The organism is Myceligenerans xiligouense (genome assembly GCF_003814695.1).
In the GTDB taxonomy this organism is placed as follows: domain Bacteria; phylum Actinomycetota; class Actinomycetes; order Actinomycetales; family Cellulomonadaceae; genus Myceligenerans; species Myceligenerans xiligouense.
Genome location: NZ_RKQZ01000001.1, coordinates 4512827 through 4535510, shown reverse-complemented (window position 1 = coordinate 4535510; position 22684 = coordinate 4512827). Strand labels below are relative to the sequence as shown.

Here is a 22684-nt window from a genome sequence, read left to right as displayed (position 1 = left end):
TCGGTCTTCCTCGTCCGCAGTCTCAGGCGAGCCAGGCGGCGATGTCCAGGGCGTAGTAGGTGAGCACCAGGTCGGCGCCCGCGCGGCGGATGCTCGTCACCGACTCCAGCGCCGCCGCGCGGCGGTCGATCCAGCCGTTCGCGGCGGCCGCCTCGATCATCGCGTACTCGCCCGATACCTGGTAGGCCGCCACGGGCACGTCGCTCCGGTCCGCGACCGCGCGGAGCACGTCGAGGTACGAGCCCGCGGGCTTCACCATGACGAAGTCCGCGCCCTCGGCGAGGTCGAGGTCCGCCTCGCGCAGCCCTTCCCGGGCGTTGCCCGGATCCATCTGGTAGGTGCGGCGGTCGCCCTGCAGCTGGGAGTCGACGGCGTCCCGGAACGGTCCGTAGAACGCGCTCGCGTACTTCGCGCTGTAGGCGAGGATCGCGGTGTCCTCGAAACCGGCCTCGTCCAGCGCCTCGCGGATCATCGCGACCTGGCCGTCCATCATCCCGCTCGGCGAGACGACCTCGGCCCCCGCGCGCGCCTGCGCCACCGCCATGCGCGCGTAGCGGTCGAGCGTGGCGTCGTTGTCCACGCGGCCGTCGGTCGTCACGACGCCGCAGTGGCCGTGGTCGGTGAACTCGTCGAGGCAGGTGTCGGCCATGACGACCGGCGCCGGACCGCCGTCGGCCCTCTCCACGGCCTGCCGCGCGATCCGGATCGCCCGCTGGAGGATCCCGTCCTCGGCGTCGCCCTGCGTCCCCGTGGCGTCCCGCCGCTCCGGGATGCCGAACAGCATGACACCGCCCAGCCCGGCCTCGGCCGCCTGCGCCACCGCCTTCCCGAGCGACTCCTCGGTGTGCTGCACCTGCCCCGGCATCGAGGCGATCGGCTGCGGTTCCAGCAGCCCCTCCTTCACGAAGAGGGGCAGGATGAGGTCCGCCGGGTGCAGGCGGGTCTCTTGTGCGAGGCGGCGCATGCCCGGCGTCGCGCGCAGACGGCGCGGCCGGTACACGATCCCGGTGGTGCTCACGGGGTGACTCCTTCGTGATGGTCAGGGCGGAAACTCATGCGGGCCGTCCGAGGACGTCGCGGACGGCGGTCGCGAGCGCGCCGTCGGTGGGGGCCGCGGCGACGGCGAGGACGTCGTGCCCCGCGTCCCGGGCGGCGCGCGCCGACGGCTCGCCGATGGCGACCACCCGCTGCGGCCCGAGCTGCTCGGCGACCTGCCGTGCGGCAGACCCGGACGCGACGACGACGGCGTCGTACCCCGCGGCTCCCGCGCGGTCGACGACGTCCCGGGGCAGCTCCCGCGCGACGGTGTGATAGGCGGTCACGACCCGCGGCAACCATCCCTTGGCCCGCAGGCCGTCGGGCAGGGTGTCCGCGGCCAGGTCACCGAGCGGAGCCAGGACACGCCGCCCGGCCTCCGCCGGGGTGCCGGCGGAACCGGCCTCGGGGAACGCCGCGACGAGCCCGGCCGCGGTCATGGTGCCCGGCACCAGGTCGACGCCGATCGCGTGGGCCTCCAGCGCACGACGGGTGGCCGGCCCGACACACGCCCACCGGGTCCCCTCGACCAGCCAGTCGGGCGCACGGGGCCGTGGCGGTGCCGCACCACACAGGGCCTCGACGGCGTTCACACTGGTCACGGCGACCCAGGCGTACTCGCCGCGGGCGAGCGCGGCGCGCGCCCGGTCGAGCTCCGCGGGATCCTCCACCGGCGTCCGCTCGACCACCGGAGCCGCGGCGGCGTCGATCCCGGACTCGTCGAGCAGGGCCAGCAGGGGTGCGGCCCGGTCAGGCGCCCGGACCACCAGGACGCGCCGCCGGGCCCGCCCCGCCCGATCGGCGCCAGATGTCTCCAGGGGAACCGTCGTCGTCACGCACCCTCCGCCGGCGGGCCCGCAGTGGGGTGCGAGCCCGTGGAGACCGACACCGCCGTCCCCAGAGGGGCGAGCGCGCCCGCGCCGGCGTCCAGGAGTGACTCGGCCATGCGAACGCCCAGGTCCCGGGCGATCGCGTCCAGGTCGGGGTCGGCGCACGCGCGGTCGCCGACGGCATACGCGCCGAGACTCGCGCGCAGGGTCCGCGTGATCCGGCCCGCCCCGCTGACGGCGGCGACCACGGACCGGAGCCGCAGCTCCCCGTCGGACAGCACGGCGTACGCGCCGACCGGCGCGGCGCAGCCGGCCTCCAGCCGGGCGAGCACGGAGCGCTCCGCCAGCACGGCGAGGCGTGTGGCGGGGTGGTCGAGGTCGGCCAGGGCGTCCGCGAGCCCGCGGTCCGGGGCGCCCCCGGAGACGCCGGGGACGACGTCGGCCGTGCGGACCTCCACGGCCAGCGCACCCTGTCCCGGTGCGGGCGCCATGGCCTCGACCGGGATGTACTCGCTGATCACGTCCGTCCGGTCGACGCGCTTCAGGCCCGCCGTGGCGAGCACGACGGCATCGAGGTCCGCGTCGGGGCCCAGCGCACGGTCCAGCCGGGTGCCCACGTTGCCGCGGATGTCGACGACCTCGAGGTCGGGGCGCGCGGCCCGGACCTGCGCGGCGCGTCGCGGCGAGCCCGTGCCGACGCGTGCGCCGGTCGGCAGGGTCGCCAGCGTCAGGCCGTCGCGGGCGCAGAGCGCGTCACGCGGGTCCTCGCGCTCGGGCGTGACATACGTGAGGCTGGGGTGCGGCGCCGTCGGCAGGTCCTTCAGGGAGTGCACGGCGACGTCGCAGCGGCCGTCGAGCAGCGCCTCGCGCAGCGCCGTGACGAAGACGCCCGTGCCGCCGAGGCTCGCGAGCGAACCCGTCTTCACGTCCCCCTCGGTCTTGATCCGGACGAGCTCCACCGGACGACCGGTCAGCTCCTCGATCCGCCGGGCGACCGTGCCGCTCTGCGTCATCGCGAGGGCGCTGCCGCGTGTACCGAGGCGAAGGGGGGCGCCGCCGGGCGGCGTGCTGACGGAAGCGGGGGTCGAGGTCACCAACCCAGTCTCCACCCTGGAGGGCGCCGAAAGGAATTCGACGTTGCTCCGTCGGCGTATCTCACACCGGCGCGTCATCTCCCGTCCGGCACCCGCGGCAGACGACCGCACCGGGCTCCGGCCGCTGGGCGTGCGGCGTCAGGAAGCGGGCCGGTGCGCGGCCTCGGCCCGGCGGGTGATCGACTCGGCGCCCTCGATCACCGCTGCCTCCTGAGCCTTCGCGCGAGCACGGGCCGCCGCGCGGGCCTCGACGATCCGCGGGTGGAGATCGGCGTGGATACGCCGGCGGATCCCGCGGGTGATGTCGTCGACGTCGTCCGGCGTCGGCCCCGGGGCTCCGGCGCTCGCGCGTTCTGCCGCGAGCAGGGCCACGGCGGCGTCCGCCTCCGTGCGCACCCGTGCCTCCGCCTCGTCCAGCAGCGTGATCACCGCGGCGTCCGCCTCACGGCCGAGCCGGGTCTCCTCGAACGCGCGTGCGGCGTCGTCCACGATGCTCCGCGCGTGTCCGACGACGTCGCGTGCCACCGCCGGGGCATGTGCCTTCAGGCTGGCGAGATCGTAGAGCAGCACGCCCTCCACGTCGGCCACGCGCGGGTCGACGTCCCGGTGCAGCGCCAGGTCGAGGACGACCAGGGCGCGTGGCTCCGGCTCGTCGCCCGCGCGATCGGCCGCCCGCTCCCGGGCGCGCACCACCGCGGCGGTGTCGAGCACGTGCCCCAGGCTGGCCTCCGGGGCGGGGCGGTCGTGCGGCTGCGCCGTCCCCGGGTGCGGACCACGGCCCCGCGCACCGCTGCACGAGACCACCACGTCGGCGTCGGCCAGGGCGTCGACGAGGTCGGCGACGGCGTCGACGCCGTGGGACCCCGCGAACTGCGCCGCGCGGCCGGACTGCGAGTACACGCGGATGTCGGCGCAGCCGCGGGCCCGCAGGGCCGCGACCGACGCGCCCGCGTACGAACCGGTGCCGATCAGCACCGCGCGCGCACCGTCCCAGCGCGGTACCTCACCCTCCGCCAGATCCAGCGCGAGCGACACGACGGACCGGCCGGCGGCGCCGAGTTCCGTGTGGGTGCCGACGCGCTTGGACGTGCGCGACGCCGTCTGGAAGAGGAGCTCGAGCGTCTTGGAGGTGGTCTCCTGTTCGCGTGCGACGGCGAGCGACCGCTTCACCTGGCCGGCGATCTCGCGCTCGCCCACGACCATCGAGTCGAGACCGGCCGCCACCGCGAACAGGTGCTCGGTCACCTCGGGTCCGGTTCGCACGGTGAAGGAGTCGACCGCGGCCTGCGTCGTGACGCCCGACTCGCCCGCGACCAGTTCGGCGACGTGCCGGGTGGCATGACCGACGGTGGTGCCGTCGAGCGGCGCGTCCACATCGAGGTACAGCTCGAACCGGTTGCACGTGGAGATCACCACGGCTCCGACGACCGGCCGGCACGTGCCCACGACGGTGCGGCCCACGGACGCGGACCCCATGGACAGGCGTTCCAGCGCGTCCAGGTCGAGCTCACGGTGGGAGGCGGTGAGGGAGAGGAGAACCACAGTCCCCCGACTTTATGGGGTGGCATGCCGCAAGGCACAATCGGTAAGCGTGAACCTCGCCACCCTCGCTCACTCCGCGGACGCCGCCCTTCCGGCCGACCATCCGCTCGTCGACGGGCGGACCGCCGCCGCTCCGCTGATCCTCGCGCTGCGAGGGGACCGGCCGGAGCACCTGCCGGTCTGGTTCATGCGTCAGGCGGGCCGTTCCCTGCCGGAGTACCGCGAGGTGCGCCAGGGGATCGGGATGCTCGATTCCTGCCTGCGGCCCGAGCTCGCGTCGGAGATCACGCTGCAGCCCGTGCGGCGGCACGGTGTGGACGCCGGGATCTTCTTCAGCGACATCGTGGTGCCGCTCCGGCTGGCGGGCGTGGGCGTGGACATCACTCCCGGCGTCGGGCCGGTGATGGACCGGCCGTACCGGACCGCCGAGGACGTCGAGCGCCTGGTGTCCCTGTCGGTGGACGACGACGCCCTCGCGCCGATCCGCCAGGCCGTGGCGCTCACGGTGGCCGAGCTGGGCTCCACGCCCCTGATCGGGTTCGGCGGGGCACCGTTCACGCTGGCCGCCTACCTGGTCGAGGGCCGCCCGTCGCGCGACCACCTCGCGGCGCGGACCATGATGCACGCCGCGCCCGAGACGTGGAACCGCCTGGTGTCGTGGACGGCGGACCTGACCGGGATGTTCCTCCGGGCACAGGTGGAGGCGGGCGCCTCGGCGGTGCAGCTCTTCGACTCGTGGGCCGGGTCGCTCTCCCACGCGGACTACACGGGGCGGGTCGCCGGGGCGTCGGCGCGGGCCCTGGCGCACGTGGCCGGCCTGGGGGTGCCCGGGATCCACTTCGGGACCGGGACCGGCCACCTGCTGGGCGCGATGCGCGACGTGCTGGTCTCCGCGGGCGTGGCGGAGCACGCGGTCGGGGTGGACTACCGGACGCCGCTGGACGAGGCCGCCGAGGCGTTGCCCGGCGTGCCGTTGCAGGGAAACATCGACCCGGCGCTGCTGGCCGCGCCCTGGCCGGTCCTGGAGGCCCACGTGCGCGACGTCGTCGCGCGGGGTGCCGAGGCCCCGGCGCACGTGCTGAACCTCGGCCACGGGGTTCCGCCGGAGACGGACCCGGCGGTGCTGACCCGCGTCGTGGAGCTGGCCCACTCGCTGTGACCGTGGACGGGGCGGCGTCGCCGGCGGGAACCGGCGTGGACGCCGTCGTGGATGCCGTCGTGGTCGGCGGAGGGATCGGGGGCCTGGTCGCCGCCTGGGAGCTGAGCCGGCGCGGGGCACGGGTCGTCGTGCTGGAGGCGTCGGAGCGTCCTGGCGGTCCCGTGCGCGGCGGGGCGTTCGAGTTGTTGCCCGGAGTGCCGATCGACCTGGGGGCGGAGTCCTTCGCGGTACGCGGCGGCGTCGTCGAACGGCTCGCGGTGGAGCTCGGGCTGCGGGTGGAGTCGCCGGTTGCCGCCGGGGCCTGGGGCTTCGCCGCGGGGAAGGCCTTCCCCCTGCCCGCGGCGGGCGTCCTCGGCATTCCGTCGCGGCCGTGGGCCGCGGACGTACGCCGGGCCGTCGGATGGCCGGGCGCGCTCCGGGGTTCGCTGGACCGGGTGCTGCCGCGCCGCTTCGCCGACCTCGACGACCTCGGGGCGCTGGCACGCTCACGGATGGGCCGGCGGATCACCGACCGCCTCGTCACGGCGGTCGCGGCCGGGGTCCACTCGGCACCGCTGGAGCGGCTCGACGTCGACGCCGTGGCTCCCGGGCTGCGGCGAGCCTTCGCGGAGACCGGGTCGCTGTCCCGGGCGGTGTCGAGGCTGCGGGCCGCCGCGCCGCCGGGAGCCGCCGTCCGGGGCGTCGAAGGCGGCGTGCACGCGCTGGTGGACACCTTGGCCGACCGCCTCGACGTGCGGACCGGGCACCGCGTCACCGGGATCGACGCGGGACGTCGTGCGGGGCCCGGCGGCGACTGGACGATCACCGCGGACACCCGCGACGGGTCCGCCACGTTCCACGCGGATCGTCTCGTGGTCGCCACGGCCGGCGTCGCGCCGCTGCTGGCGCGCCGGTGGTCCGGCCTGTCGGGCCCGGCGACGCCGGCGGGCGCGGGTGCGGAGCCGCAGCCGCCCGTTCCGGAGCGTGGCGCGGACATCTGGCTCGCGACCCTCCTGGTGGCCGCACCCGAGCTCGACTCCGCACCACGCGGGACCGGGATGCTGGTCGCGCCGGGTGCCGCCGGGCCCGGCGGCCGTGGTCGGCGACCGGTACGCGCGAAGGCGCTCACCCATTCGACCGCCAAGTGGCCGTGGCTCGCGGAGCGGGTGCGCGAGGCGGCCGGGCCCGGTATGCACGTGGTCCGGCTGAGCTACGGGCGGATCGGTGAACCGACGCGCGCGCCCACGCCGGAGGAGGCCGCGAGTGATGCGTCCGGCCTGCTCGGCGTGGACCTCACCGGGCGCGTCCGCGACGTCATGACCCAGCACTGGGACGGCGCGCTCCCGCCGCCCACGCCGGCGTACCGCGAACGGGTCCGCGAGTTCCTCGATGCCGCCGCGCGAGTTCCCGGGCTGACCGTCACCGGGGGCTGGGTGGCGGGCACGGGGCTGGCGGCGATCGTCGCGCACGCGCGTGCGGCTGTTGCCACCGGCGCCCCAGGAGGTCGCTGACGGGGCCCTGAGGTCGCTGACGGGGGCCCGCCGCGCCTCGCGAGCGGCAAGAGTGTGACCCTCGTCACGGAACCTTCGGGCGAGCGAGATCGTGCTTCTCCCCGAACTGCCGGGTTGGTGCGCCTTGGTGTGTGGCGAACCACAAGTGCGATGTCGCACTTCTGCTCCCGTTGCCTAATTTCGGCGGCACGCAAGGGGACCGAATTCGCGCACCGCGCCTGATCCAGGGGGTTAGTTCCTTGAAGCACGCAGCACCGAAGAAGAAGGCCGGGTCGGTCCCGGTCTCGCGGACCATCGCGACCGTGGCCATCGCGACCGCCGCGGCCGGCGCGGCCACCCCGGCCGTGGCGGCCGAGCTCCCCCACCCGGACCTCGGCCTCGGTGACCTGCCCACCACCGACGTCGTCGACCTGCCCGACCACGACGCACTGGTCTCCGATCTGGGAAGTGCCGTCCCGGGTCCCCGGGGCGTCGACCTCCCGGGCGTGGAGGTTCCGGAGCTCGGACCGGACGCCCCCGCCGGCCTGACGGACCTCGCCGGGGCCGGGGGCGTCGTCGACAAGGCCGCGGCGGTCGCCGACGAGGCCGAGGCGGTCGCGGGGACGGCGATGCCCGCGTCGATCCCCCCGGTCGAGCAGATCGCCCCGGACTACGCCCTGCCCGGGTTCTCGGGTGAGGGCGACGTCGTGCCGGGCGCTCTCGCCGCGGCCGAGGTGGTCACGGGCTCTGCCGAGAGCGCGGCGCAGAGCGCCCCGGCGATCGCGACCGACGCCGTGGACCCGGCTGTCCGGGGTGCGGTGGACGAGGTCGGCGGCGTCACCGGCGTCGTCGAGCGCGCGACCGGGGTGGCCGACGGGGCGGACGGCGCGACCGGCACGCTCGACGACGTGGCGGGGACGATCGGTGGCATGCCGGGCGACGACGTCATCGGTGGCGTGACGGGTCAGGTCGAGGACGCCGCCACCGGCGCGGCCGGGACGGCCGGAGTGGACGGTGTGCTGGACACGGCCACCGGTCTCGTCGGGTGACCCACCGAGTCACGGCCGCCCGGTCCCGCAGGTGCGGGGCCGGGCGGCTCGGTCTTCCGGCGCCGGCTGCCCCGCGAAACCGCAGATGAGCACTCGCACCGTCAGCAAAATGTGATCTTCGTCACGGAACCTCGGAACGGGCGATTTCGTGCCCCCGTGCGAACTGCCGCGTTGATGTCGCTTGATGAACCCGCGCGTGGTGAGGGGGACTTTTTTCACCTCCTCACCGCCGCTAGCTTCGGCGGCACGCAAGGGGAATTTTCGAATTCGCGCACCGCGCCTGAGCAATGGGGGTAGCTCCTTGAAGCACGCAGCACCGAAGAAGAAGACCGGATCGACGCCGGTCTCGCGGACCGTCGCGACCGTGGCCATCGCGACCGCGGCGGCCGGCGCGACCACCCCGGCGATCGCCGCCGACCTGCCCCAGCCGGACCTGGGCCTCGGCGACCTGCCCACCACCGACCTCGTGGACCTGCCGGACCACGACGCCCTGGTCTCCGACCTGCCGGCCGCGGAGCTGCCCGACGCCGACCTCCCGGCCGCGGAGCTGCCCGAACTCGCCCTGCCGGTCACCGACGTGCCTGCGGCTGACGTGCCGGGCGTGCCCACCGGCCTGGCGGACCTCGGCGCGGCCGGGACGGTCGTCGGCGAGGCCAGGTCGGCCGCCGAGGACGTCATGCCCCCGATGGTCTCCCCGACCTCCTACCTCGCCCCGAACTACGCCCTGCCGGAGTTCTCGGGCGAGGGCGCGACCGAGGCGGCCGGCTCGGCCGCCGACACCGCGCTCGGCACCGTCGGCACCGCAGGTCCGGGCGCCGTCGCGGCGGCGCCGTCCCTCCTCGCCGAGGGCACGTCGCCGGCGGCGGACGTCGTGTCGAACGTCCCGGGTGTCACCTCCGGCGTCTCGCGTCTCGCCGCGAGCATGCTGCGTGGCCTGCCGACGACGATCGCGCCGGCGACGGGGGCCGCCGCGGGCGTCATGTCGACGGCGCTGAACGGCGTCGTGCCCGGTGCCGCGGACGCCGTCACGGACCAGGTCGTGCCGAACACGGTCGGCGCCGTGACCGATGGCGTCGTGCCCGGTGCCGCCGGCCCGGTGACCGACGACGTCGTCCCGGGCGCCGTGGGCCACGTCAAGGGCGACATCGCGCCGGGTGCGCTCGCCGCGGCCGACGCCGTCAAGGGCTCTGCCACGAGCACGGTGAAGGGCGCTCCGGGTGCCGCGACCGACGCCGTGGACCCGGCCCTCCAGGGCACCGTCGGTGAGGTCGACGGCCTCGGTGTCGTGGACGGCGTGACCGGCATCGTCACGGACGCGACCGGTACGGGTGACGTCGTGGACGGTGTGACCGAGAAGGTCGACGGCGTGACCGGCACGGCCGACGGCGTGACCGGCGCCGTGGACGGCGTGACGGGCACGGTCGACGGTGTGACCGGCGCCGTCACGGACGTGACCGGTGCGGGTGACGTCGTGGACGGTGTGACCGAGGAGGTCGACGGCGTGACCGGCACGGCCGGCCTGGACGGCGTGCTGGGCAAGGCCACCGGTCTGCTCCAGTGACGCGTTGAGTCACCACGGCCCGGTCCCGTCCGCGGGGCCGGGCCGCCGCGTTCGCGGCGGTAAATTCCCTGCATGGCTCGCATTCCGGCGGCCAGCTGCCTGACTTGACCCCTTGTTACACCATCGTTATGGTGCGCCGCATAGATCGCCCGTTCCGGGCTATATCAAGGCAACCCGGAGCGATACTGTCCTGAAGGTACGCACTGAAGGACTCTCGGACCGCCTCCACGGGGGAAGCAGCTGATGAAGCAGGCAAAGACGACACGCAAGAGCACGGCCACGAAGCAGGTCCAGCGCGTTGTCGCGACCATCGCGCTCGCGACGGCCGCGGGGACCGCGGCCGCGCCCGCTTTCGCGTCCGAGTGCGAGACCGACCGCGACGGCGACGGTTTCGGCCGCGCGTACGGTGACGACCGTCCCGGCGCGAAGTTCGGCGGTGCCGAGCGCGGCGTCGAGGTCAAGGACGACGGCACGGTCGAGGTGCGGGCCGGAGGGATCCTGGGCGACGTCGACGACGTGGTGTCGGACGTCGTGGACGGCGTGACCGACGCCGCCGAGGACGCCACGGAGTCCGCGACCGACGAGGCGGCCGGTGTCGTCGAGGACGCGACCGAGACCGTGGACACGGTGACCGAACCGGTCGAGGACGTCGTGGAGGACGTGACCGGCTCGGTGCCGGCCGACAAGGCCTCCGGTGCGGCGGGCGCGGACGACGCTCCGGCACGCTCCGAGGGCAAGGGCCAGGGCGCCGGCAAGGGAACCGGTGGCCAGGACGGAGGCGCCGGGAAGGCGGCCGGGTCCGACGAGCAGGCCGACGGCGGGTCGAGCAAGGGCGTGGACTACTTCGCGTCCGCCGGCATCGACTACAGCGTCGACGGGGAGGAGGAGCGGGCGCCCGAGGAACCGTCCTCCTCCGGAGCACCTGACGGTGCCGAGGCGAGCGGGGAGCTCCTCGCGTTCGAGGCGACGGCGAAGGCGCTCGGGTTCGGCCCGGAGACCCTGTCCGGCGATCGCGAGCCGTCCGGTGACCACAAGCCGTCCGGTGACCACAAGCCTTCCGGCGACTACGAGCCGCGGCACATGAAGGTGCCGGCCGGCGGCGAGCGGGACGGGTCCGACGCGCGGCCGGCCTCGGAGGCCGCGGGCGGGTCCGTGTCCGTCACCTCCTCGGACCTGCTGCGCGGTATCGGTATCGGCAACGTCGATCTCACCCTGTCCGCCTCCGACGAGGGCGTCGACGTCCGCGTCGGGGCGGGTGGCGTCAAGGCGGAGGTCGGGGCAGGCCGGGCGGGCGTCTCGGTCGACGCCGACGTGCAGGACGTCGCCGACGTCACGGTGGGTGCGGATACGCAGGGCGTCGAGGCGTCCGCAGGCGCGGCCGGGGTGGTGGACGCGGACGTCGCCGTCACGGGCGACGCCGGTGGCGCGGACGGTGCCTCCGGGGCCGGTGCGAGCGGCGTGCGGCAGGACACCTCCGGGCTCGCCGAGCGCGGGAGCCCGACGCTTCAGGGCGGCGCGCACGGCTATCTCGGCCAGGGTGCGCGGGGGGCGCTCGCCCCCGCGGGCGCCGAGTTCCTCTCGTACCAGCCCACGGTGGTCGACCAGGTGGCGGAGGAGGCGGACGCCGCCACCAGGGAGGCCACGATCGACGCCCCGTTGCGGGTGGCGACCACCGGCACCGAGGCGGCGGCCCTGACCGGGCTGGCGGGTGCGCTGGTCGTCGGCGGCGCGGGCGCGTTGCTGGTCGCCAACCGTGCGGGCCGGAACGGCGAGCCCGTCCCGGTCCAGGTTCCGAACACCACCTCCTGATACTCAGGAGCCCTCGGGGTGGCGAAACGCTACCAGCACGCAGCCAATGTTGCGTATCGGTACCAGGTGTGACATTCGCTCGGCACCGATAGACTCGCCCGCATGGCTCAGAACGACTTCGTGCTCCGCCCCTTCGAGGGACTTCCCGGCGAACCCGACTGGGTCGCGTTCCGCGAGGTGGTGCCGTCGGCGACGGGGACGGCGCGCACCACCTCCGAGTACGGCTCGCGCGATGTCACGGTCGTCACCAACCTTCCGGCCGGCTGGGTGGCCCTGCACCGGGCCGACGGCGCGGTCCTGCTCGCGGTGCAGGGCATCGTCGGCTCCGGCGACGTCAGCCGTGATCTCGCCGCGGCTCTGCTCGCCGCGCTCGACGCCGAGCCGGGAACGCCGGTGGAGCCGCAGGGTGTGCCCGCGCCGGACGCTCCGCGGCTGCAGGACGTGCTCGACTCCTCGGTGCCGTTCGAGGTGACCGTCCACGAGGGGTTCGACTACTGGCTGGCCCGGGATGCCGATGTCACTCCTGACGTCCAGGAGTCACTGGAGGAGGCGTCCGCCAGTGCGATCCCCACGGTGAAGCTCGACGGTGTCGAGGCCGCCTACTGGTGCCGCATGACCCGTGAGTTCGTGCGCTGGGCGCGTCCCGAGCCGGAGGACGAGGTCATCAATGCACTTTCCCGTCTGCACGCCAAGCGCGAGTCAGGACTCGCCGGTGGGCGTTTTGTCGGCGCCTTTCGTGCGTCAGGCCTGATCGTGCCCGTCTGGGAATTGCCGCGTGGCACCGAGGCGGCCGATGTCGCGGAGCCGATCGCCGAGTTCTCGGAGCGGCTCACGAAAGCACTTGCCACGGAAGGGCCGCTCGATGCGAACGAGCGACGCGCGAGAGCGGGTATCGTCTCGCGGCAGGTCACCCTGCGGTGAAAGGGGCAGCGCTCAATATCACCGGGTGTTCACGGTAATTCCGCAACTCGTGGAGTAGGATCCCGAGGGTAAACCTTTGCACTCTGTTGTGCGGGGCTTGCCCCGATTTCACGCAGACCAACGCTCTAGGCAGGACAGGTGTGAACGCTCTTCCGGTCGCGAAGACACGGCGTCCAGGCAGCACACGACAAGGGAAGAACGTCCAGCGGGTCGCCGTGATCATCCCCGCCAAGGACGAGGCCGAGCGCATCGCGTCGACGGTGCGTTCGGCCCGCGCCATCCCTCACGTCGATCTCGTGCTCGTGGTCGACGACGGGTCCGATGACGACACGTCGAACGTGGCCCGCGGCGCGGGTGCCGTCGTCGTCCGGCATTCACACAACCGGGGCAAGGCCTCCGCGATGGAGACCGGCGCGGCCGTCGTGGCGATGCGTGACGCCGACGGGCGCCCGCCGCGCCTCCTCCTGTTCATCGACGGCGATCTGGGCGACACGGCCGTCAACACCGCGCCGCTCGTGCGGCCCGTCCTGGAGGGCGTGGCCGACGTCGCGATCGCGCTCCTGCCCAAGCAGCCCGGAGCCGGCGGCAGGGGGATCGTCGTGGGCACCGCCCGGAAGGCGATCCAGGCGATGACCGGGTGGAGCCCTCGGCAGCCGCTGTCCGGTATGCGATGCCTCACCCGCGAGGCGTTCGAGTCCGTCACGCCGCTGGCCAAGGGCTGGGGTGTGGAGACGGGGATGACCATCGACCTGCTCCGCGGGGGATACGTCGCCGTCGAGGTGCCCTGCGACCTCAGGCACCGCGCGTCGGCCAACGACCTGAAGGGCCAGATGCACCGCGCCGCCCAGTACCGCGACGTGCTCGTGGCGATCAACTTCCGCAAGATGCGTGGTGCGATGGACTCGGTCCGTCACACCACGAACCAGGTCCGGCACTGAGACCGGGCCCGAGCCGAGCCCGGTCCCGGTGCTCGGCTCACCCCTTGACCGGTTCGAGCACCTCCGCGCCGCCCAGGTAGGGGCGCAGCGCCTCCGGCACGGACACCGATCCGTCCTCCCGCTGGTGGTTCTCCAGGATCGCGACGATCCACCGGGTCGTCCCCAGCGTGCCGTTCAGGGTGGCCACCGTGCGGGTCGAGCCGTCGTCGGTCCGCTCGCGCACGCCCAGGCGTCGCGCCTGGAACGTGGTGCAGTTCGATGTCGAGGTCAGCTCCAGGTAGCGCTCCTGGGTGGGCAGCCACGCCTCGCAGTCGAACTTGCGGGCCGCGCTGGATCCCAGGTCGCCCGCCGCCGTGTCGATCACGCGGTACGGCAGTTCGACCTTGGCCAGCATGTTCTCCTCCCACGCCAGCAGCCGCTCGTGCTCGGCCGCCGCGTCCTCCGGGCGGCAGTAGCTGAACATCTCCACCTTGTGGAACTGGTGCACGCGGATGATGCCGCGCACGTCCTTGCCGTGGGACCCGGCCTCACGCCGGTAGCACGCGCTCCAGCCGGCGTACCGCAGCGGCCCGCCCGTCAGGTCGATGATCTCGTCGGAGTGATAGCCCGCGAGGGCCACCTCCGAGGTGCCCACCAGGTACAGGTCGTCCTTCTCCAGCCGGTAGATCTCGTCGGCGTGCTTGCCGAGGAACCCGGTGCCGCGCATGGTCTCCGGCTTGACCAGGGTGGGCGTGATGACGGGCGTGAAGCCCTCCGCCACGGCCTGGTCCATCGCGAGGTTGAGCAGCGCCAGCTCGAGGCGTGCGCCGACCCCCGTCAGGTAGTAGAACCGCGAGCCGGACACCTTCGCGCCGCGCTGGGTGTCGATGGCGCCGAGGCCCTCCCCCAGGTCGAGGTGGTCGCGCGGGGCGAAGCCCTCGGCGGCGAAGTCGCGCGGGGTGCCCTCGGTGCGGAGCACGACGAAGTCCTCCTCGCCACCTGCCGGCGCGCCCTCGGCGATGTTCGCGATCTCCCAGAGGATCTCGTCGAGACGCTCCTGCGCGGCGTTCGCCGTGGCCTGGTGATCCTTGACCTGCTGCGCGAGCTGCTTGGTGCGGGTCAGCAGTTCCGTCTTCTCGTCACCCGAAGCCTTCGCCACCTGCTTGCCCAGCGCCTTCTGTTCCGCGCGCAGGGACTCGAACGCCGTCAGGGAGGAGCGCCGAGTCGCGTCGGCCTCCAGGGCCGCGTCGACCAGGGCGGGGTCGTCGCGGCGGGCCGTCTGGCTCGCGCGCACGACGTCGGGGTTCTCGCGCAGCTGCTTCAGATCGATCACGGGCCCCAGCCTACTGGCGCGGGGCGCGGGGGCCGTGGCGTGAGAACGCCCTCTCACTGGGGATAATCACCCCATGGACTGGCAGGTGTGGCTCGGAGTCGCCGCGATCGTCATCGCCGTGACCGCACTCGGGGTCGCGCTGCGGATCTACACGCGCGTGGTGGTGATGCGCCGTCGTCTCGGGGCCGTCACCGAGCGCGCACCGGAGGAGCAGGGGCCCCGGCGGATCGCCGTCGTCCTCAACCCCTCGAAGCGCGGCACCACCGGCCTGCGCAACCGCGTGCGGGCGGCGTGCGTGGAACGCGGTCTGCCGCCGCCCGCCTTCTACGAGACCACCGTCGAGGACCCCGGACAGGGCCATGCCCGCCGCGCCGTGGAGGACGGGGCCGACGTCGTGGTCGCCGCGGGCGGGGACGGCACCGTGCGCGCGGTCGCGGAAGCCCTGGTGGGCACCGACGTCCCCATGGGCGTGATCCCCGTCGGTACGGGCAACCTGCTGGCCCGGAACCTCGACCTCCCTCTCGCCGATCCGGAACGGGCCATCGCCGTCGTGTGCGACGGCCGCAACCGGACGATCGACGTCGGCTGGATGCGCGTGGAGGAGTTCGCGCGCGACGACGACCCGGCCTACCCCGACGAGCCCCCGCACGACACCGAGACCGAGCACATCTTCCTCGTCATCGCCGGGCTCGGGTTCGACGCCGCGATGGTGGCCGGCGCCGACCCCGTGCTGAAGAAGCGGGTCGGCTGGATGGCGTACTTCGTCGCCGGGCTCCCGCACCTGCGGGGGCGGCGGCTCAAGGCGCGGATCTGGCTCGACGACGGGCCTCCCGCCGACGCCCGCCTGCGCAGCATCATGATCGGCAACTGCGGGATGCTGCCGGGCGGCATCACCCTGCTCCCCGACGCCGTCCTGGACGACGGCGTGCTCGACGTCGCCGCCGTCGACACGCGCGGTGGCGTGCTCGGCTGGGCCCAGCTCACCGTGGAGGTCGCGATGCAGGGTCTGGGTGTCCGGTCGGACCTGCCGGAGAAGCTGGGCCGGATCGACCACGCCACGTGCCGCCGGGCCCGCGTGCGGGTGAGCGGCGGCGACGAGGTGCAGGTGGACGGCGACCCGCTCGGCCGGGCCGTCCAGATCTCGTCCCGCGTCGACGCCGCCGCCCTCCGGGTCCGGGCGCCGTGAGCCGGCCCGGCCCTCCTCGCCGCGTGTCCGGTGCCCCCACCGTAGGCTGACGCGGTGATCCGACGACCGGCCGCCGTGGCGGTGATGCTCGCGGCGCTGGCCGCGATACTCGTGGTGCCCGGAGTCTCCGGGTTCGGTGCGGCGGGCGGGAGTGTGGCCGGCGCCGGATCGGCGGCCCCGGCGGTCCCGGAGGGGCCGGTCGTCCTCGTCGGCACGACCGGCGTCCGATGGTCCGACCTGAAGGCCCCGGTGGACGGCGTCGGCGACGAACTCGCGGGGGCGGAGCCGGCCGAACCGCCGCTCGCCCCCTACCTGGCCGGTCTGCTCGACGACGCCGGGCTCGCCGACCGCCGCGGGGCGGACGCGGCGGGGCTCGCGCTCACCACCGGCGCCGCGGCACGCTGTCCCGCCGGAGGCTGGCTGGCCCTGTCGGCCGGAGGTCTCGCGGAGTCCGCCCCGGCCCCGCGCGCGGCGTGCGAGGAACCTGCCGTCGAGCCCGCGGCCGGCCAGGACACGCAGGCCGTCGTCGCCGGGTGGGCGGACTGGCAGGCGCTGCAGCGCGGGTCCGCCTACGGCGCGCGCCTCGGCAGGCTGGGCGACGCGCTGGACGGCATGTGCACGACGGCCGTCGGGGCCGGAGCGGCGGTCGCCGTGGCCCGGGCGGACGGCTCGGTCGGGCGCTACGCGGACGACGTCGGGCCGGAGGCGTTCGAGTGCCCGGTCACCGTGATCGACGCGGGAAGCGCCCTCCTCGCGCACGACGAGATCGACCGGGCGGACGCCGAGGACCTGCGCGCCGAGCGCGTGGCCGCCGTCGACGCCGAGGTCCGGCGGGTGCTGGCGGAGGTACCGGAGGACGCGACCGTCGTCGTCGCCGACCTGGCGAACCAGCGCGAGCGCGGGCCGCGGCTCGGGATCGGGCTGGTGCTCCGGCCCGCGGGACCCGACGGTGCCGGGCCGCGGTACCTCACGTCGTCGGCCACCCGGACGACGGGCGTGGCACGCGCGGGCGACCTGCCGGCGACGCTGCTCGCCGCGGCCGGCCTGGCGGCGGCCGACGGCATCGAGGACACACCCCTGCTCGCGGGCGCGGACCGGCCCGCGTCCGGAACGGAGACGATCGACGCGCTGGCCGACCTCACCGAGCGCGACCACGAGCGTCGCGCCGCGTACTCGGTACTGGTGGAGGGTGGGTTCTGGGCTGCGCTCGCGCTCGCGGGGCTGTGCTGGTGGGCGGCGGCCCGGGGACGTGCGAGCGGGGCGCGTGCGGCGGCCGTCGGAGCGGCGCTTTTCCTGAGCGCCGTCCCGGTGGCGGGCTTCCTCGCGTCGCTGACGGGGTGGTGGCGGTTCCCCCTGCCGGGCCTCGCGCTGGGCGCCGCGGTGGTCGCGATCGCGGGCCTGCTCGCGGGCCTCGCCGCGCTCGTCCCGGCGCGGCGGACATGGGCTCGTCCCGGATTCCTCGCCGGTGTGACGTTCGTCGTGCTCACGGTCGACGGGCTGGCCTCCACGGTGCTCAACCGGGCCGCGCCGCTGGGCGCGGCGCCCAGCTACGGTGCCCGCTTCTACGGGTTCGGCAACCCCACGTTCTGCGTCTACGCGGTGGCCGGGCTCGTGCTGGCCGCCGCCCTGGCGCAGTGGCTCGTCTCCCGCGGACGGCGCGGGCTCGCCGCGACGGCGGTCGCGGGCGTCGGGCTGGTGGCGGTGATCGTGGACGTGCTGCCGCAGTTCGGCGCGGACCTCGGCGGCGGTCCGGCGCTCGTGCCGGCGTTCGCCGTGCTCGGCATCGCGGCCTACGGCGGACGGCTCCGGGTCCGGCGGATCGTCGCGGTCACCGCGGGCGGGGCGGTGCTGGTCGCGGCGATCGGTGTCGCGGACTGGCTGCGGCCCGCCGCGCAGCGGTCGCACCTGGGTCGCTTCGTGGCCGACGTGATCGAGGGCGAGGCGTGGTCCCTCCTGGCACGCAAGGCCGCCTACGCGGCGCGGTCGGTGCTGGCCGGGCCCTCGGTCTGGGTGACGGTGCTCCTGCTCCTGGCGGTGGCGCTCGTGCTCTTCACGCCCGTGCTGGGACGGAGGCTGGAACCGGCATGGTCCGTCGCGGCCTGCTCCGCCTGGCCCCTGCTGCGTCCTGCCGTGGCCGCGATCTGGCTGGTGGCGGTGATCGGGTCGCTGATCAACGACTTCGGCCTCCGCATCGGGATGATCTGCCTCGTCGTCGCCGTCCCCCTCCTGACGCTCACGGTGCTCGGCGTGGCGGGCCGCACGGGTGACCGCACCGGGCAGGGCGCCGCAGGTCCGGCCGTGGACCGTGCAGCACTCGGGAAATGATCCGCCGCGGCCCGCGGTGTCACCGTTCGGCTGTTCGCCATGTCGCGTTCCAGCGCGCGGAACGCTGGTGGTCGTACAGTTCAGGACGTGACTACTCCGGATCTCGAGGCGGCCGCCGCGACGCCGTCGCGCAGCACGGGCCCCTGGCTCGTGGCCCTGGACATCGACGGGACCCTCGTCACCTACGACGAGGAGCTCGCGGACGAGACGCGCGAGGTGATCGCCGCCGTCCTGGCGGCGGGGCACCACGTGATCCTGGCGTCGGGCCGGTCGCTGATCTCGATGACGCCCCTGGCCGCCGAGCTGAAGATCGACGAGGGCTGGATCGTCGCCTCCAACGGCGCCGTCGTGGCCCGCCTGGACCGGAGCGCTCCGGAGGGGTACGAGCTCGAGCACGTCGAGACGTTCGATCCCGGTCCGGCGCTCCGGCTCCTGCGGGAGGAGCTGCCTGACGCCCGCTACGCGGTGGAGGACGTCGGTATCGGATTCCGGCTGACCGAGCACTTTCCCGACGGGGAACTGCAGGGCGAGCACGAGATCGTGGATTTCGAGGAACTGTGGTCGGCGGACGTGACGCGTGTCGTCGTTCGCGCGCCGGACAGTTCGAGCGACGAGTTCCACCGGCTCGCCGAGGCCATCGGCCTGGAGGACGTGACGTACGCGGTCGGCTGGTCGGCCTGGATGGACATCGCGCCGATGGGGGTCACGAAGGCCTCCGGCCTGGAGCGGGTGCGTGCGGCACTCGGCGTGTCGCCGGAGCGCACGCTGGCCGTCGGTGACGGCGCCAACGACATCGACATGTTGCGCTGGGCGGCGCGCGGAGTCGCGATGGGGCACGCCTCGGAACGGGTTCGCGACGCGGCCGGCGAGACGACAGGGGGCATTGAGGAGAACGGTGTGGTGCCGGTACTGCGTTCACTGTTGGACGAGCGTCTGTGATGTGAACGGTATTCCCGTTTTCGGCTGAATCACGGATACGGCTATGTGCCGTCGCATCAATCCGGTACCTTGTGACCAGTCTCACCCGGTGGGTGAGATTTATCGCGGCGACGCCGGAGGTCTGCGGCATGCAACTGGAGCCATTGTCCGCCACGCGGGCTACCCGTACCGCGACCACGCACGCCGTTGCCGGAACGCTCGGAGAGCCGGCGCTCGTCGCCCTCGACATCGACGGAACGATCGCCACCTCCGGAACACTGGAGATCACCGACCCCGTACGCGAGGCCGTGGCCCGGGTGCGGGCCGCCGGGCACCATGTCGTGCTCGCCTCCGGGCGCTCGCTCGTCGGCATCCTTCCCATCGCGGACCAGCTCGGGATCCAGACCGGCTGGGTGGTGGCGTCGAACGGTGCCGTCACCGCGCGGCTGACGCTGGGTGCCACGGGCGGTTACGCCCTGGAGGACGTCCGGACCTTCGACCCCGAGCCCGTGCTGCAGCGGGCGCTCGCCCTCGTGCCCGAGGTCAACCTGGCGGTCGAGGAGATCGGCTGGGGCTACCGCGTGCTCGACCGCTTTCCCGACGGAAAGGTGAACGGGCGGCAGGAGGTGGTACCGCTCGCCGACCTGTGGTCCGTCCCGGTGACCCGCGCGATCGTCCGGGGGGCCGACGTGTCGGAGCGCCTCCTCGGCCCGCTGCGCTCCCTCGACGTGACCGCGGTTCCCACCGCCGACGACTGGATCGACGTCACGCCCACCCAGCTCAGCAAGGCGACGTCGCTGGAGATCATCCGCCGTACGCTGCGCGTCGCGGACCACCGCACGATCGCGGTGGGCGACGGCGTGAACGACCTCGAGATGATGGCGTGGGCCTCGCGGAGTGTCGCGATGGGGCACTCCCCGGACCTGGTGAAGGCCGGCGCGGACGAGGTCACCGGAACCCTGGACGACGACGGCCTGGTCCCGGTGCTGCTGTCCGTGTGACCGCCGTGCCCGCCGGCGCGCCCGTCGTCAGCGCGCGGTGAGGACGATCGGGCCGTCCTCCGTGATCGCGATCGTGTGCTCGCTGTGGGCGCCGCGGGAGCCGTCCTTCGAGCGGAGGGTCCAGCCGTCCGGGTCGGTCCAGATCTCGTCGGTGGTCTCCAGGAACCACGGCTCGACCGCGATGACCAGGCCCGGCTTCAGCGGGAAACCGCGCCCGGCACGCCCGTCGTTCGGCACGTGCGGGTCGCCGTGCATGGTGCGGCCCACGCCGTGACCGCCGAAGTCGGTGTTGATCGAGTACCCGGCATCGTGCCCCACCTTGGCGATGGCCGCGGAGATGTCCCCCACCTTGTTGCCGACGGTGGCGGCGGCGATGCCGGCCTCCAGGGCGAGCTCGCTGGTGCGGATGAGCTTGGCGTCCGTCTCGGCCCGGCCCGGCGCGGGGCTGCCCACCACGAAGGAGAGTGCCGAGTCCGCCACCCAGCCGTTCACCGACACCGCGAAGTCGATCGACAGCAGGTCGCCGTCGCGCAGCGCGTAGTCGTGCGGCAGGCCGTGGAGCACGGCGTCGTTCACGGACGTGCAGATCACCTTGCCGAACGGCATCGCGCCGAACGACGGGTGGTAGTCGATGTAGCAGGACTGGGCGCCACGATCGCGGATCATCTCGTGGGCGAGCTCGTCGAGCTCGAGCAGGTTCACGCCCGGCTTCGCCGCCGCCCGGACCGCGGTGAGCACCTCGGCCACGAAACGCCCGGCGGGCCGCATCTCGTCGATCTCGCGGGGGGTCCTCAGCTCGATCATGTCCGTCCTTCTGTGGCGGCGGGGATTGTTGTCGGCAAGAGCGCGTCCGCGATGCCGCAGGCGTGCGGGGACAAGCCTACGTGGCCCCGCGTCGCGGTGGCGCCGAGCCGTCCGTGCGTACCTGTGCCTATGCTCGGACGAGGAGCCTTCTTCGGATGCCGAAACGATCGCAACGGTTTCGTAATGTTGCAACAACGTTGAAACGCTTGCATCCGGCGGCGAAGCGGGGTTCCGTTGGTCACGGGTCTCCTGGCCATGGGTCAAGGTGTACCTGCACGTCAGAATCGCTTACCACATGGCAGTGGAGGAACCGATGAGGATCCAGAAGTTCGGCAGCCGACGCCGGGGCATCGCCCTGGCAGCCGGCATCGCAAGCACCGCGCTTGTGCTCGGCGCCTGTGCCGACACAGACGAAGGATCCGGAGGCGACGGCGGCGACGCCGAGGCGTTCGAGATCGACTGCGCCGCCTACGAGGAGTTCGGCGACCTCGAAGGTACGACGGTCACCGTGTACACCACGATCGTCGAGCCCGAGGCGGAGACGCAGCAGGCATCGTACGAGCCGTTCGAGGAGTGCACCGGCGTCACGGTCGAGTACGAGGGCTCCCGCGAGATGGAGGCGCAGCTGCCCGTCCGCGTCCAGGCCGGCAACCCGCCGGACATCGCGATCCTCCCGCAGCCGGGTCTGCTGAGCACGCTCGTCAACGAGTACGACGCCGTCCTGCCGGCGCCCGAGCAGGTCGAGGCGAACGTGGACGAGTTCTGGTCCGAGGACTGGAAGGAGTACGGCACGGTCGACGGCACGTTCTACGCCGCGCCGCTCGGTTCGAACGTCAAGTCGTTCGTCTGGTACTCCCCGAGCATGTTCGCGGACGCGGGCTACGAGATCCCGGAGACCTGGGACGACCTGATCACGCTCACCGAGACCATCGCCGAGGGCAACGAGGGTGCGACCCGGCCGTGGTGCGCGGGTGTGGAGTCCGGTGACGCGACCGGCTGGCCGGCCACGGACTGGATCGAGGACATGGTGCTGCGCAGCGCCGGTCCCGAGGTCTACGACCAGTGGGTCTCCCACGACATCCCGTTCGACGACCCGCAGATCGTCGAGGCCTTCGACATGGCCGGCGAGATCCTCAAGAACCCGGACCACGTGAACGGCGGCCTCGGCGGCGTCGACTCGATCGCCACCGCTTCCTGGACGGACGCGGGCTACCCCATCCTCGAGGGCAACTGCTGGATGCACCGCGCCGCGAACTTCTACGCGACGCAGTGGCCGGAGGGCACCGAGGTGGGCCCGGAGGGTGACGTCTACGCGTTCTACCTGCCGGCCGAGACCACCGACGAGAAGCCGACCCTGGTGGCCGGCGAGTTCATCGGCGCGTTCACGGACCGCCCCGAGGTGGAGGCGTTCCAGACCTACCTGTCCAGCTCCGACTGGGCCAACGCCAAGGCGGCGGCCACGCCGGCGGGCGGCTGGGTCAGCGCGAACAACGGCATGGACCCGGAGAACCTCGCGACCGACTTCGACAAGCTGTCGGCGGAGATCCTCGCCGACGAGGCGACGGTCGCCCGCTTCGACGGGTCGGACCTGATGCCGTCCGCGGTGGGTACCGACTCGTTCTGGTCGGGGATGACCGAGTGGTTCGCGAGCGACAGGTCGACCGAGCAGGTCACCAGCGACATCGAGAAGTCCTGGCCCTAGGACTGATCGCACCGAGGCGTGCGGGCACA

The 22684-nt window shown here is 73.7% G+C and carries 18 protein-coding genes; 12 read left to right on the top strand and 6 right to left on the bottom strand.

Annotated features, from left to right (window positions below; translation table 11 throughout):
- Nucleotides 1-22: 22 nt before the first annotated feature.
- The 4 genes from hemB to EDD34_RS19690 form a co-directional block, all read right to left on the bottom strand.
- Nucleotides 23-1018, bottom strand: coding sequence for a porphobilinogen synthase (hemB, locus tag EDD34_RS19705; protein WP_123816074.1), 996 nt, complete (start codon nt 1016-1018; stop codon nt 23-25).
- 34 nt (nt 1019-1052) lie between these two features.
- The gene (locus EDD34_RS19700) at nt 1053-1871 is read right to left on the bottom strand and encodes a uroporphyrinogen-III synthase (RefSeq protein ID WP_123816073.1); all 819 of its coding nucleotides are present in this window, start codon (nt 1869-1871) and stop codon (nt 1053-1055) included.
- Entirely contained in the window at nt 1868-2878 is a 1011-nt protein-coding gene (gene hemC, locus EDD34_RS19695; RefSeq protein ID WP_246012733.1) for a hydroxymethylbilane synthase, read from the bottom strand. The genes EDD34_RS19700 and hemC overlap by 4 nt, the downstream gene beginning before the upstream one ends.
- A 219-nt stretch (nt 2879-3097) precedes the next feature.
- Complete coding sequence (locus tag EDD34_RS19690) at nt 3098-4501, bottom strand: glutamyl-tRNA reductase (RefSeq protein WP_123816071.1); 1404 nt, start codon at nt 4499-4501, stop codon at nt 3098-3100.
- A gap of 49 nt (nt 4502-4550) precedes the next feature.
- On the opposite strand from EDD34_RS19690, the gene hemE reads away from it, so the two are divergent.
- The 7 genes from hemE to EDD34_RS19655 all read left to right on the top strand — a co-directional run bounded on the left by hemE (nt 4551) and on the right by EDD34_RS19655 (nt 13407).
- Nucleotides 4551-5660 (top strand): uroporphyrinogen decarboxylase, encoded by a 1110-nt coding sequence (gene hemE, locus EDD34_RS19685; RefSeq protein ID WP_246012586.1) that lies wholly within the window; start codon nt 4551-4553, stop codon nt 5658-5660.
- Nucleotides 5657-7150 carry a protoporphyrinogen/coproporphyrinogen oxidase gene (locus EDD34_RS19680; RefSeq protein ID WP_246012585.1) on the top strand — a complete coding sequence of 498 codons (1494 nt, stop codon included), beginning with the start codon at nt 5657-5659 and terminating at the stop codon, nt 7148-7150. Before hemE ends, EDD34_RS19680 begins: the two co-directional genes overlap by 4 nt.
- A 239-nt stretch (nt 7151-7389) precedes the next feature.
- Nucleotides 7390-8178, top strand: a complete 789-nt coding sequence (locus EDD34_RS19675) for a hypothetical protein (protein ID WP_123816069.1) — start codon at nt 7390-7392, stop codon at nt 8176-8178.
- Nucleotides 8179-8479: 301 nt separating this feature from the next.
- Complete coding sequence (locus EDD34_RS19670; protein WP_123816068.1) at nt 8480-9739, top strand: hypothetical protein; 1260 nt, start codon at nt 8480-8482, stop codon at nt 9737-9739.
- Between the two features lie 243 nt (nt 9740-9982).
- Complete coding sequence (locus EDD34_RS19665) at nt 9983-11548, top strand: hypothetical protein (protein ID WP_123816067.1); 1566 nt, start codon at nt 9983-9985, stop codon at nt 11546-11548.
- Between the two features lie 102 nt (nt 11549-11650).
- A complete protein-coding gene (locus EDD34_RS19660; RefSeq protein ID WP_123816066.1) occupies nt 11651-12469 on the top strand; it encodes a DUF5926 family protein in 819 nt (272 codons plus the stop codon).
- A gap of 140 nt (nt 12470-12609) precedes the next feature.
- On the top strand, nt 12610-13407 hold the full coding sequence (locus EDD34_RS19655; RefSeq protein ID WP_123816065.1) for a glycosyltransferase family 2 protein: 798 nt from the start codon (nt 12610-12612) through the stop codon (nt 13405-13407).
- Nucleotides 13408-13444: 37 nt separating this feature from the next.
- Here the strand turns inward: EDD34_RS19655 and serS are convergent, their stop codons facing one another.
- Nucleotides 13445-14719 carry a serine--tRNA ligase gene (gene serS / locus EDD34_RS19650; protein ID WP_123816064.1) on the bottom strand — a complete coding sequence of 425 codons (1275 nt, stop codon included), beginning with the start codon at nt 14717-14719 and terminating at the stop codon, nt 13445-13447.
- 73 nt (nt 14720-14792) lie between these two features.
- Here serS and EDD34_RS19645 point away from each other — a divergent pair, with 73 nt between their 5' ends.
- The 4 genes from EDD34_RS19645 (at nt 14793) to EDD34_RS19630 (ending at nt 20149) form a co-directional block, all read left to right on the top strand.
- Nucleotides 14793-15905, top strand: a complete 1113-nt coding sequence (locus tag EDD34_RS19645; protein ID WP_123816063.1) for a diacylglycerol/lipid kinase family protein — start codon at nt 14793-14795, stop codon at nt 15903-15905.
- Between the two features lie 54 nt (nt 15906-15959).
- Complete coding sequence (locus tag EDD34_RS19640; RefSeq protein WP_123816062.1) at nt 15960-18230, top strand: hypothetical protein; 2271 nt, start codon at nt 15960-15962, stop codon at nt 18228-18230.
- Nucleotides 18231-18317: 87 nt separating this feature from the next.
- Nucleotides 18318-19169 (top strand): HAD family hydrolase, encoded by an 852-nt coding sequence (locus EDD34_RS19635; RefSeq protein ID WP_246012584.1) that lies wholly within the window; start codon nt 18318-18320, stop codon nt 19167-19169.
- A gap of 128 nt (nt 19170-19297) precedes the next feature.
- Nucleotides 19298-20149 carry an HAD family hydrolase gene (locus EDD34_RS19630; RefSeq protein WP_123816060.1) on the top strand — a complete coding sequence of 284 codons (852 nt, stop codon included), beginning with the start codon at nt 19298-19300 and terminating at the stop codon, nt 20147-20149.
- Between the two features lie 27 nt (nt 20150-20176).
- On the opposite strand, the gene map is transcribed toward EDD34_RS19630, so the two are convergent.
- Nucleotides 20177-20953 carry a type I methionyl aminopeptidase gene (map, locus tag EDD34_RS19625; RefSeq protein WP_123816059.1) on the bottom strand — a complete coding sequence of 259 codons (777 nt, stop codon included), beginning with the start codon at nt 20951-20953 and terminating at the stop codon, nt 20177-20179.
- Nucleotides 20954-21266: 313 nt separating this feature from the next.
- Between map and EDD34_RS19620 the strand changes: the two genes are divergently transcribed.
- A complete protein-coding gene (locus EDD34_RS19620) occupies nt 21267-22655 on the top strand; it encodes an ABC transporter substrate-binding protein (RefSeq protein WP_123816058.1) in 1389 nt (462 codons plus the stop codon).
- The last annotated feature ends 29 nt before the right edge of the window (nt 22656-22684 follow it).

Coding starts and splice junctions, on each gene's coding strand:
- hemC (WP_246012733.1), bottom strand. CDS start 2,878: ATGACGCAGAGCGGCACGGTCGCCCGGCGGATCGAGGAGCTGACCGGT.
- EDD34_RS19665 (WP_123816067.1), top strand. CDS start 9,983: ATGAAGCAGGCAAAGACGACACGCAAGAGCACGGCCACGAAGCAGGTC.
- EDD34_RS19660 (WP_123816066.1), top strand. CDS start 11,651: ATGGCTCAGAACGACTTCGTGCTCCGCCCCTTCGAGGGACTTCCCGGC.
- EDD34_RS19645 (WP_123816063.1), top strand. CDS start 14,793: ATGGACTGGCAGGTGTGGCTCGGAGTCGCCGCGATCGTCATCGCCGTG.
- EDD34_RS19630 (WP_123816060.1), top strand. CDS start 19,298: ATGCAACTGGAGCCATTGTCCGCCACGCGGGCTACCCGTACCGCGACC.
- map (WP_123816059.1), bottom strand. CDS start 20,953: ATGATCGAGCTGAGGACCCCCCGCGAGATCGACGAGATGCGGCCCGCC.
- EDD34_RS19620 (WP_123816058.1), top strand. CDS start 21,267: ATGAGGATCCAGAAGTTCGGCAGCCGACGCCGGGGCATCGCCCTGGCA.